9 protein-coding genes are annotated in these 12142 nt (G+C 53.0%); 7 read left to right on the forward strand and 2 right to left on the reverse strand.

Annotation, left to right across the window (positions count from 1 at the left end; translation table 11 throughout):
* Nucleotides 1-245 precede the first annotated feature (245 nt).
* The 6 genes from TRICHSKD4_RS22465 (at nucleotide 246) to TRICHSKD4_RS22490 (ending at nucleotide 10136) form a co-directional block, all read left to right on the forward strand.
* Entirely contained in the window at nucleotides 246-2117 is a 1872-nt protein-coding gene (locus tag TRICHSKD4_RS22465; protein ID WP_009469277.1) for a hybrid sensor histidine kinase/response regulator, read from the forward strand.
* 263 nt (nucleotides 2118-2380) lie between these two features.
* On the forward strand, nucleotides 2381-3544 hold the full coding sequence (locus TRICHSKD4_RS22470) for an ABC transporter substrate-binding protein (protein ID WP_009469278.1): 1164 nt from the start codon (nucleotides 2381-2383) through the stop codon (nucleotides 3542-3544).
* Nucleotides 3545-3624: 80 nt separating this feature from the next.
* Nucleotides 3625-6198 carry a methyl-accepting chemotaxis protein gene (locus tag TRICHSKD4_RS28560; RefSeq protein WP_009469279.1) on the forward strand — a complete coding sequence of 858 codons (2574 nt, stop codon included), beginning with the start codon at nucleotides 3625-3627 and terminating at the stop codon, nucleotides 6196-6198.
* A gap of 382 nt (nucleotides 6199-6580) precedes the next feature.
* Nucleotides 6581-7990, forward strand: coding sequence for a magnesium transporter (gene mgtE / locus TRICHSKD4_RS22480; protein ID WP_009469280.1), 1410 nt, complete (start codon nucleotides 6581-6583; stop codon nucleotides 7988-7990).
* Between the two features lie 101 nt (nucleotides 7991-8091).
* Nucleotides 8092-8550, forward strand: coding sequence for a thiol-disulfide oxidoreductase DCC family protein (locus TRICHSKD4_RS22485; RefSeq protein WP_009469281.1), 459 nt, complete (start codon nucleotides 8092-8094; stop codon nucleotides 8548-8550).
* Nucleotides 8547-10136, forward strand: coding sequence for an SDR family oxidoreductase (locus TRICHSKD4_RS22490; RefSeq protein WP_009469282.1), 1590 nt, complete (start codon nucleotides 8547-8549; stop codon nucleotides 10134-10136). Before TRICHSKD4_RS22485 ends, TRICHSKD4_RS22490 begins: the two co-directional genes overlap by 4 nt.
* Nucleotides 10137-10205: 69 nt before the next feature.
* Here TRICHSKD4_RS22490 and TRICHSKD4_RS22495 read toward each other — a convergent pair whose 3' ends face one another.
* Nucleotides 10206-10694 (reverse strand): hypothetical protein, encoded by a 489-nt coding sequence (locus TRICHSKD4_RS22495; RefSeq protein ID WP_208993163.1) that lies wholly within the window; start codon nucleotides 10692-10694, stop codon nucleotides 10206-10208.
* Between the two features lie 177 nt (nucleotides 10695-10871).
* Between TRICHSKD4_RS22495 and TRICHSKD4_RS22500 the strand changes: the two genes are divergently transcribed.
* Nucleotides 10872-11864 (forward strand): DUF808 domain-containing protein, encoded by a 993-nt coding sequence (locus TRICHSKD4_RS22500; RefSeq protein WP_009469284.1) that lies wholly within the window; start codon nucleotides 10872-10874, stop codon nucleotides 11862-11864.
* A 53-nt stretch (nucleotides 11865-11917) separates the two neighbouring features.
* Here the strand turns inward: TRICHSKD4_RS22500 and TRICHSKD4_RS31340 are convergent.
* The coding region (locus TRICHSKD4_RS31340; protein WP_040617344.1) for a hypothetical protein at nucleotides 11918-12142 on the reverse strand (225 nt) is incomplete at its 5' end.

Genomic DNA, 12142 nt, shown 5'->3' on the forward strand with positions numbered 1-12142 from the left:
TCAAAGCCCGCCTGAGCGGGCTTTTTGTGCTCATGTCAAAGCGCTGTTCTGAGATTTGAGGAGCAAGCGTGTTGGGGTCCGAGATCCGATCAGAACGCATATAGCTAACTGGCATGATGTGAGCTGTTTCTCATGCTGAGAAAGTTGGGCGTGACGTAACGTTTTTGGATGTGTAAGGGTTGAAAAGGTCAATTAGCGCAAGAGAGGCGGTTGCAGACTTCCGGGTAGCATGAACGGAGAGCCGCATGGCAAACAACAAAAAGCCAGTGTCTGATTTTGCCTCCGGGGAGATCTTCCGTGAATACGCGAAATGGCTGATCGGTCTTGTACTGATTACATCAGCATTTAGTCTTTCGCTGGGTTTGATGTCGGCTGGCATTGTTCTTGGCGGGAGCATGTTTGTCGCGGGAATTACGTACCTGATGCGTAAGGACCCCGCCAAGGCCATTTTTACGACCATGCTTATCGGTGTGTTCTGCCAGATTGTGAATCTCGAGATTCACAGAGACAGCACAAACATTGGTGTGATCTGGTTCTTGGCGACCGTCTGTTTTGCCAGCTTTACCGGAAGTCTCAAATCGATTTTATGGGTGACAGCCGCGGCAGGGACAGGGATTGTGCTCACCGGATTGCGCGCTCCGACGTCAGACCCGATGTGGTCTCATCCCATGACCTTTCCCAACTTGTTGGGCATGCTGGCTGTGTGTGCGGCGACCTCGATTGCTGTCCAGAGATATCGGATGAAGCGCGAGGACGAGTTGAGCAAAGAGTTGACGAACGTTGAGGCGCTCGTTGACGACTTGGCAAAAGCCAATGAAAGTCTGAAGCAATCCGAGCAAAGCAAACTGCGCCTTCTGGAAACAATGAGCCACGAACTTCGAACGCCAATGATGACCATTGCGGTTGCTGCGGAGCGCATGGCGGAAAAGGGGCTTCACACCGAAAATCAGCAAACCATGGCGGCAATAGAAAGGTCCGCCCGCAACATTTCTGAGATCATTAATGATGTCCTTGATCTAGGGGCGGATTATTCTGGCCATGCCAAGGTCATCAACGAAACATTCGAGCTGTTTCCGGTGATCCAAGGTGCCTGTGAAATTGCTCAGGTCGCTCAGCCTGATGTTGTGCTGGTTATTGATGTTTTGCCGCCGACACCTGCCGCTTGGGTAGGTGATGTCGCCCGCTTGAGGCAGGTCGTTCTCAATCTGGCGAGGAATGCCTTGATCCACTCCGGTTCAGAATGTGTCCGTGTTCAACTTCGAACAGCGGCAGATCAAGGTCTGTGCATAAGGGTAGAAGACTGGGGGAAAGGCATTGAAGACAAGGACATTCGCAGCCTTTTTGATCCTTACGTGCGCACCGGAGCAGCAACCAGTGGAACAGGTCTCGGGCTGTCAATTACCAAGGAATATGTGGAGCTTCTGAGTGGTCGTATCTCAGTCCAATCAACACCGAGTATGGGCACGGTTTTTGAGGCTTGTCTGCCTTTCAAGGCTGTTGGTCATGAGATCGTTGCCGACCGATTTGCAGCTCCATCGTTTTCTGTGATCAGATTGGAATTGAATCCGAAGACAAGGGAAGCGTTGGAGCCATGGCTTGCATACTGGTCAATAGCCGAAGAAAGTAATGCCTCACACAACATTTCGGAGCGCGCCAAGGGGCAAGGTTTTGGCGTATTCACACCGGAAATCATAACGAAAGCATCTTCTAATGATGCTGGAGAGCATTCAGAGGACGAAGTGATCCAAAAACCGAATGGAAAACAGTGCCTTGTTGTTGAGGATGAGGTGCTGCTGACGGAACTTTTGAGCCAGTATTTGCAGGATCACGGGTTCATCGTTCGCTCAGTTTATGATGGGGAAGGGGCCATTTCCATGCTGGGTGAACAGTCTATTGATGTTGTGGTGGTGGATATGAATATGCCCGGCAAGTTTAGCGGGTTGGATGTAATCAAATCTGCGGCAGGTTTAGAGACACCACCGTTAATCTGCGGGATTAGCGGTCTTGCAACCTATGAGGAAGCTGCCCGGGAAGCGGGGGCAGACCTGTTTTTTCGTAAGCCTTTCAGTCTTGCCCTTTTCGTTGAAGAAGTTAGTGGCCTTTTGGCTTCCAAATGAATCGCAATCTGCTGTGCGAGTTCCAAGTGAGCAACTCAGTATCTGCATATCTCAAGCAAACTATAAAAATTATGTGGGTGATATTCTGCGTCCGTGAAAATTTATCTCAAAATATATCAATATATATTTAGTTTATTTGATTGGTAATAAAGACGATACGCATGAATAATGTCAAAAATTACGTAGAGGGAACCCTTTCTTAAAGGTTCCGCGTCATTGGTTGTGATGAGGAAAGTTACACCAAATGACTTACGAGGCCTACGATGAAGCGTTCCGCTCGCACTCTATTGCTCTCGACTATCACTGGACTGTTGCTGGCAGCGCACCCAGTCGCTGCGGAAACTGGTGTCACCGATAATACGATTCTGTTTGGGCAGGCCGCGGCTCTCGAAGGGCCAGCCTCTGCTCTCGGTCTTGGCATGAAAAAGGGCATTGAGGCAGCTTTCGCGGAAGCAAACGCCAAGGGCGGTGTCTCTGGGCGCACACTCGAGCTCGTCAGCTATGATGATGGTTATGAGCCAAACAAGTCGATCACCCAAGTCAAGAAGCTGATCAATGACGATAAAGTCTTCGGTCTGATTGGGCCGGTCGGAACACCAACTACGAAAGCAACCCAACCTATCGCAACAGCGGCCAAGGTGCCTTTCATTGGACCATTCACCGGGGCTGGTTTCTTACGGGATCCCGAGCTCGGCAACGTCATCAACGTTCGTGCGACCTATGCAGCCGAAACGGAAGCGTGGATCCGGCATCTGCACGACGAACTCGGCATGAACAAGATTGCCATTTTGTATCAGGATGATGGTTTTGGTCGTGTGGGCCTATCCGGCGTGGTTGCAGCTCTGGACAAGCGTGGGCTCTCACTTGTGGCGGAAGGCACATACCAGCGCAACACGACTGCGGTCAAGACAGCGCTTTTGAAAATCCGCAAGGCCAAACCGGAAGCAGTGGTGATGGTCGGCGCATACAGACCGATTGCTGAATTCATTCAGGTCGCTGACTCAATCGACTTTGAGGCCAAGTTCGTGAACATCTCTTTTGTCGGCTCCAAGGCGCTGTCTTCAGCGCTTGGTTCTACTGGCGACGGGGTGATCGTGTCTCAGGTCGTTCCGTTCCCATGGGACGAAACCAGTTCACTTATTCAGCAATATCAGGCAGCTCTCAAGGCAGTAGACGCTTCAGCTGAACCGGGCTTCGTCACCTTTGAAGGGTATATCGTCGGGCGCCTGACCGTGATGGCGCTTGAGCGCACAGGTCGCAACCTCACCCGCAAGGCCTTTTTGGATACATTCTGGACCAACGGTACCTTCGACATGGGGGGCGTGGAACTCTCCTTTTCCAAAGGCGACAGCCAGGGAATGGATGACGTGTTCCTGACTGAAATTCAGTCCGACGGCAGTTTTGCGCCGGTTGCCAACACAAACTGAATTGAAAGGAGCAGGGGGCAGTCCTGCTCTTTCCATATTGCCGCCCACTTTGAAAATGGTGAAAGTCCGTGAAAGCACAAATGAAGAAATTCGGAAAAGCCAATGGAGCCTCTGGTGTAAATGTGTTCGGGCGGCTCCGGATTAGAGGCAAGCTGTTTGCTGCAATGGGGGTTTTCATTGCGCTGACGGCGGTGGCCATCGGCATCAGCTTGTTGTCCTTTTCGAGAGTGGGCGACGGTTTTGAAGTGATGGCCCGCCAAAACCTGCCGTCGATTGGCAACGCAGCTAAAATGGCCGTGGCTGGAACAGATGTATCAGACGCTGCCTCTAAGGTCGCCAGCAGTCGATCTCAGGACAAAAAAGCGGTCGCGGTTTCCAAACTAACCAACGGCATTGCTCAGCTCAAAACCAATGTCTCAGGCATCACGGTCACCGAAGACAACGCTAAGGCGGTTGAACGGCTCAACAGCAACATTCGCTATTTCGAAGACAATCTGCCGGATCTGGAAAATATCATCAGCAAACAGTTGAAGGTTCGGGCGGATGTTGATCGCCAACTCCTTGAGCTTTTTGGCAGTTTTGACGATTTGAACATGGCAATCCTGCCTGTGGTGGATGATGCCTATTTTGACGCCGTTATTGGCGGCGAAAAAGCGACAGCCCGCAGTCAGGAAATTCTGGACGATTTGGCCAATGTCGAGATGGTGCGTTTGAGTTCTCTGCTCGAGTTGCGCGGCGAAATCAACATGTTGGTTGGTTTGATCAACGCGGCGACGTTCGTGAATGACCCCTCGATTTCGACCATCTTCGTAGATCGGATTGTCGCCTCTCAGCGCAAGTTGGCGAACTACCGCAAGGAACTGGCGAACCTGAATGTCAAGGTCGGAGCGGACGAAACACTCGATAAACTGGCTGGCTTGGGTGCTGAGTTGGTTAGCATCAGAGCTTCGGGCAAGTATATCAGCGGTGCGCGTGAGCGCAGGATTATCAATGAAGCCCAAGAGCTTCAGACCGTGCTTGATAACGTGCTTGTTGAGCTTGTGGATGATCAAACCTTTGCTCTGACCATCAACACAGAAACCACCGTCGGTGAAAATGCCGTCATCATTGAAAAGCTTCTCAATGATCAGGTGGGCGATCTGAAAAATATGCTTGAGACACAAGCGCTCGCAAATATGTATATCGCAACCATTGTGCAGGGGAGCAATGTCGAGGACATCGATCAGATCGGCCCCATCGAAGCAAAACTCTACTCCGCAGGCGAACGCATCCGCACTGCAGTCGGTTCAATTTCTGATCAAACGGTCATCTCCGAGTTGGAGCAAATGTTGGCTCTCGGAAATCCAGAAGATGGTGTTCTGAAAGACTATGCCCGTGAACTCACCATCCGGGCCGACGCTGAGACAAAACTCGCCCAAATGTTCGCCACTGTTGACGATCTGGGTGTTGCTGTTTCTGAACTGATCGACTTGGAAGTTGGAGCAATCAATCAGCAAGCCGACGAAATCAGTACACTGTTCGCAACAGGCTCGTCAGCGCTTGTTGTTATTGGGATTGTCAGTCTCGTAATTGCCGGTGTAGTGGGCATTCTCGTTGTGGATCGCGGCCTTGTCAGCTCTCTCTCGCAAATGATCGATTCCTTGCGTGAACTTGCACATGGCAATCTAAATGTCCATGTGCCGTCCATGAGTCGGGCGGACGAGATCGGCGAGCTTTCAGAGGCACTTGCGGTGTTTAAGTCCAATGCCGCCGAGCGTGAGCGGTTGGAAGCAGCGGCTTCGCAAGAACGTAAAGGTCAGTTGCAGCGCCAGAAAATGATCGAGACTCTGATCGTCAACTTCCGGTCCGAGATTGAGCACACGCTTGAGACGGTCGATGGCCGAATGCACGCCCTTCAGGAAACTGCGACAAGTCTGACAGAAGCCTCACGTCAGACAGATCGTCAGGCAACGCAGGCCTCAGACAACTCTGAGCAGGCTCTTAAAAACGTCGAGATGGTCTCCTCAGCTGCAGAGGAACTATCACACCTTGTCACACAGATCGGCGGGCGCTTGGTCAAGGCAACAGATATTGTTTCCAACGCAACAGAAAACGCGCGTTCCGCCACTCACAAAGTTCAAAGCCTTGCAGAAGGCGCCGACAAGATCGGTGAAGTTCTGACGCTTATTCAGGCGATTGCAGAGCAGACCAACATGCTGGCTTTGAATGCGACCATTGAAGCTGCACGTGCAGGTGAGGCGGGTAAGGGCTTTGCTGTGGTCGCGTCCGAGGTAAAGGAACTTGCGACACAAACATCCAAGGCAACGGAAGAGATCGCAACTCAGATCTCGGCGATTCAAAGCTCAACCGGCGAATCTGTTCAGGCTATCGAGGCTATTCGAGACATCATGGAAGACGTGAATACAACCACGCGATCCATTGCAGATGCGATCGAAGAGCAGGGAACCTCGACAAGCCAGATTTCCGACAATGTTCAGGAAGTGGCGCAGGGAACGCAGGAAGTGACCAACAACGTGGCTGCCGTGAAAACAGCAGTTGCTGAAACATCTCAGTCCGCTGCGGTCGTGGAAGATACGTCCAATCAGGTTGCCGAACGTACGGTTCACATGAAGTCGGTCGTCGAGGACTTCTTGAAAAAGGTTGCTGCCGCTTGAATTTCGCATGCGGCTGGCAAGTGGCAATTAGCCTGCAGCCAGCCGGTGCGCCCAAGATATAATCATGAGTTGCTCCTGATTATCGTGCCCCGCATCATGCGTCCCACATCCGTAATGATGCATGTCCCTGGCCAGCCCTTCGGGGTTGGCCCTTTTTATCATTACGCCGTTTTGACGTTAGGAAACTCTGGCGGAGAGTTATCTGCCAATTCTTTGGTGTTAATGTGAGTTTCGACTTGAAGCTCAGCAAAAGAGCGCGCTACATCGCAATATCATCTGCACCGTTTCAGTTTGCTACATGGGTCGCAAACAGGCATGACAGCAGCAACAGAATGCAGTATAGAAAGTGCATTAAGTGCGCTTTTTCTTGAGGGGGAGTAACATGCAGGCTGAGGCTCTTGCCGAACCGGTCGCACCGACCCCTATTTCAGTCCGTGACGAAGACGGTCATATCAATGCCGAATTTCTGGCAGCGATTGAAGAGGCAATCGAGCTTGGTGACGGCGCGATTTGCCGGGATCTGGCGCGCAATCTCCACGAAGCTGATACCGGCGATCTTCTTGAAGCCCTGAACGAAGACGAACGCGCTTCCTTTGTCCGCCTTTTAGGCAAGGATTTTGACTACGCCGCGCTAACGGAAACCGATGAAGCTGTTCGTCTGCAGCTTCTGAAAGATCTCTCCAACGAGGCCATTGCCGAGGGCCTCGGCGAGCTGGATTCAGATGATGCTGTCTACATTCTTGAAGATCTCGATGAGGAAGATCAGGCAGCCATTCTTGAAGAGCTGCCTTATCTGGAGCGAACACAGCTTAAGAAGGCGCTCGATTATCCTGAAGAAAGCGCCGGACGGCGCATGCAGACGGAATTTATCGCGGTTGCTCCGTTCTGGACGGTCGGCCAGACGATTGACTACATGCGCGAAGCCCAAGACCTGCCGGACAGCTTTTACCAGATCTATGTTGTTGACCCGAGCTTCAAACTGCTTGGCACTGTGCATCTGGACAAAATCCTGCGCACTCGCCGTGCAGAAAAGGTCACCTCCATTATGGAGGAAACCCGATATGCGGTGGACGCGACTGAAGATCAGGAAGAGGTCGCCCGGACCTTCGAACGCTACAATCTCGTCTCCGCTGCGGTCATTGATGATAATGACCGCCTCGTCGGCACGTTAACCTTCGATGACATCGTGGATGTCATTCAAGAAGAGGCGGAAGAGGATTTCATGGCGCTGGCCGGGGTTGGCGACGAAGAGATCTCCGATAACGTGGTCACCATTGCCCGCTCGCGTCTCACTTGGCTTGTGGTGAACCTCGGCACAGCCGTACTCGCCTCCGTCGTGATTGCTCTGTTTGAAGATACGATTGAAGCCATGGTCGCGCTGGCGGTTCTCATGCCGATTGTGGCCTCTATGGGCGGCAATGCCGGAACACAGACCATGACGGTTGCTGTGCGCGGTATCGCAACGCAAGAACTCTCGGCCCGCAACATGTGGCGGATCCTCAATCGTGAGGTGCTGGTGAGTTTTTTCAACGGCATTGCACTCGCGGTGTTGATCGGCGTGACTGCGTGGCTCTGGTTCTCCAGCGGAGGGCTCGGCATCGTGATCGGCAGCGCCATCATCATCAACATGTTGTTTGCTGGTCTCTCCGGCCTTTTGATCCCCATCGCGCTCGATAAATTCAATATCGATCCGGCCATCGCTTCCAGTGTCTTTGTGACCACGGTCACGGACGTCGTTGGCTTCTTTGCCTTTCTTGGCATCGCCGCCCTGTGGTTCGGCTTGCCGCTATAAGGCAGCTGAACTCAAGCTGTGGTCCTGTGACCTGTTGTCTAACCGGTTCAGGTCACGTACCCAGAGAGGGCCTTGCTCATCCATTGCAGTGATCGGACGTCATGCAGGTTACTCAAGACCCATATTCCTACCGGAACGATAGCGAAGTTCCTGCGTTCGATGACAGCGCCCCCATTGCTGTGATGGATGCTGAATGCGCGTTGTGCAGCTGGGGTGCCCGCACGATTCACCATCTGGACAAGAGCGGACTGCTGCGCATTTGTCCGGTGCAATCGCCGCTTGGAAGCGCGATCCTTCAGCACTATGAGATCAACAGTCTTGACCCGGAAAGCTGGTTGTTTCTGGAAGATGGAACCTCCTATCAGGATATGGAGGCGGTCATTCGGGTGGGACAACGGCTCGGCGGATGGGGCAATCTGGTTCTAGCTCTTAAGCTTGTGCCAAGACCCCTTAGAAGCTGGCTCTACCTGAGAGTTGCCCGCAATCGATATCGCCTGTTCGGCAAGGGTGACATGTGCGCCATTCCTGATCCCGACTTTCAAAAACGGCTGATGAGATGAAGGTTCTCATCCTCGGCGGCTATGGTGTTTTCGGAGAGCGTTTGGCGCGCCTCTTGGTGCGCGATGGTCATGAGGTGTGTGTTGCCGGGCGCAATCTTCAGGCGGCGGAAAAGCTGGCTCTGGACATCAAGTGTTCGGCGCGTCAGCTGGACCGGGCAGGGAACCTTGAGGGCTTGTCCGATTTTGACGTTGTTGTGGATGCCGCAGGTCCGTTCCACACCTATGGAGACAATCCGTATCACGTTGCCCGCCGCGCAATTGAAGCTGGCGTTCACTATCTGGATTTGTGTGATGATACAGAGTTTTGCGCCGGAATAACCGCACTTGATGCGGAGGCCAAAAAAGCCGGTGTGTGCGTTCTCTCCGGCTTGTCATCTGTTCCGGCCCTGTCGTCCGCCGCCGTAACAAAACTGGCGGGCGAAGACCGACCCGAATATATCGAAACAGCCATTTTACCGGGCAACAAGAGCCCGCGCGGTCTCTCTGTCATGCATTCAATCTTGGCGCAGGCTGGTCAGCCGTTTGAAGTCTGGCGGGCGGGTCGATGGACGAAAAATTTCAGCTGGTCGGACCCGAAAACCTACACCTTGCCCAAGGGGATTAATCGCCAGGGCTGGCAGATCGCCGTGCCCGATCATCGCCTGTTTCCAGAGCATTTCAAGGCAGACACCGTCATCTTCCGAGCGGGACTTGAACTGGCGGTCATGCGCTATGGTCTTGCCGCATTTGCCCTGCTGCGGCGGCTAGTGCCGTTCCCGGTCAAGCTGCCGCTCGTCAAAGCCTTCAAATGGGTGGCTGATGCGCTGGAACCGTTTGGCACAGGCGATGGCGGCATGGTTGTGAAGGTCATCACAAAAGGCGAGGAGAGAAGCTGGAGACTGCTGGCCGAAGAAGGGGATGGTCCCTTCATTCCAACGATTTCCATTCGGGCGCTCTTGAGGCGAGCGCACTTGCCAATGGGGGCTGGCCCGGCCCTCAGCGTGGTCACCCTTGCTGAAGCGGAAGCTGCTATGGAAGGCCTCAAAACGACAACACAGGTCGACGTGGTGCCGTGCCGACCTGCCTTTCAAGACTGCCTTGGCGCGGAGTTTGATCACCTGCCGCCCGCCGTTCAACGTGCCCACCAAACCACGTCTGTGCACAGATGGTCTGGACACGCATCAATCACCCGAGGGGCGGGGCTTTGGCCGAACCTCATCGCGAAAGTGTTCCGTTTTCCCGCAGCATTCACCAAGACTGAAGTGGAGGTGACCAAAACAGCGACAAACGGCGGAGAAATCTGGGAACGCCGTTTTGGGCAGCATCACCTGAAAAGCCGACTGAGGCAGACCCGTGACGGTATGACCGAGAAATTTGGCAGACTGACGTTTCTACTGGGTTTGACGGTTGAAAACGGCGCCCTGCATTTCCCGGTCACCTCTGCCCGACTGGGCATCATCCCCTTGCCAAAGTGGCTTCTACCCCTTTCAAAGGCGCGGGAGTTTGAGCTGGATGGCCAGTTTCACTTCGACATCGCAGTCTACGCCCCGCTGACACACCAACTGATCGTCCACTACCAAGGCAACCTTGAACCTGTCTTGGAGTGAGCCCGTTTGCGATCGCTTTTGGACAGCAATAACGACGACAAGTGGTGCAGGGAGCTTGGCGTATGGTTATCATCCATTGATCTGCATAGGAACGGTTTCGCCAGTTGAGATTTTGCATTGACCGACCCCGCCGCCGCTGAAACCGATGCTTGGATTGGCGAGTGTCATTTGACATTGCATTGATCGCGATGCGCTGAACATAACCCCTTTAGCTCGTGAGCTAAATGTTGTGGAACTGCTATCTAGAAATAAATCGTCTTCTTTCTTGTCAAAACTAAAGACATCGGCCGACCCCACCGTTGTTGATCTTTCGGCTATCATCTTGCCCCTGAATATCTCTCCATTGGAAAGCGTTGCAATAACATCTGCATTACCGTCTTCTAGAAACTCTTCAGAGAATTGGAAAACGACAGATTGAGTTGAGTTGCCGGACGAATCCGTGACCCTTCCTTGACCACTCGAATCAGTTTGACAGCCTGTTGTGACTAAAAGGCAAAATATGGCCAATGTTTTACTTCCAGAAGTCATGTCACTTGCTTTCGCTGTTTTCTGTTTCAAATCAAAAATATGCGCAACTAGAAATTTGGTAAATATATCGCATTTGTATTGTTTAAACGAACTGCAACTTCCACGGGTTTTACCGAAGCACGTGGCTTGCTTCTGAGTCCTCAATCTGTTGCAAAATGTCCCTAGGTTCGCTACGCGAGAGCACCGAATTGAATCAAGGGACCGGACATGAGCGGATTACTTGCCCTTCTTGATGATGTGGCGGCCATTGCCAAAGTGGCGGCAGCGTCTGTCGATGATGTGTTGGGGCAGGCGGCCAAGGCCGGGTCCAAGGCCGCAGGAGCCGTGATTGATGATGCCGCGGTGACGCCGAAATATGTCACCGGCTTTTCACCGGCGCGCGAATTGCCCATCGTCTGGCGCATTGCGCGCGGGTCAATGTTCAACAAGCTGGTGTTCTTGCTGCCCGCCGGGCTTCTCCTCAACACCTTTGCTCCGTGGATCATTACGCCTCTCTTGATGCTGGGCGGCGCTTACCTGTGTTTTGAGGGCGCTGAAAAAATCTGGCACGCCTTTGCCCATCGCGGTCATGAGGAAAAGCCCAAAACGGTTGCCGAAGCCATTGATGCTGCGCATCTGGAGGAGCAGAAGGTCAAGGGCGCAATCAAGACGGATTTCATTCTGTCAGCCGAGATCATGACCATCGCCTTGTCCGAAATTCCGGATGGTTCCATCTGGATGGAAGCGGCAACGCTGGCTGTTGTCGCCATCGGCATCACGGTCATGGTCTATGGCTCTGTGGCCCTGATCGTCAAAGCCGATGATGTTGGTTTGCACTTGTCGACCGAAAGCGCAATTGGCGCTGTGCGCGCGCTGGGGCGCGGCATCGTGAAGGCCATGCCAGCCTTCCTCAAAATCCTGACAATTGTCGGAACAGCCGCGATGCTGTGGGTTGGCGGGTCCATCGTTATTCACGGTCTGAAGGATCTTGGCCTTAAAAGCATCTACTCCAGCATACACGATATCTCGCATACGGTTGCCCAGATCGCGGTTGATGCGGGGCTGAAGGCCGAGGGCTTCATCACCTGGTTCTCCACCGCCACGCTGGACGGCATTTTCGGACTGGCGCTTGGGCTCATCCTGATCCCGATTGTTTTGAAAATCATTATGCCGATCGCCAATGCGATAACGGGAAAGAAAGAGACGGCTGGCGATCATTAAAAGATCAGCGCATTGCGGGCATGGAATTGAAATGCTTGGATATTGCTGGCCTATTAGCGGATCATCCGCTGCGCAGTGGTCCTGAACCCGGCACGGTTCTCATCACCGAGCGTATAGGTTTCCGCGCTTAAGGCACGGCGTTCAAGGTCTCCTAAGTAATTTCTACGATGCTTCGGTTCTGTTTGAATTGAAGTGGTGTTGGAAATGGATTTCTTTGACCTTTTGATCGCGCCTGCAAGACTGGTTCCGCTGATTGTCGGAGCCATTTTTCTATCGAT

Source organism: Roseibium sp. TrichSKD4 (assembly GCF_000148725.1).
Lineage (GTDB): Bacteria > Pseudomonadota > Alphaproteobacteria > Rhizobiales > Stappiaceae > Roseibium.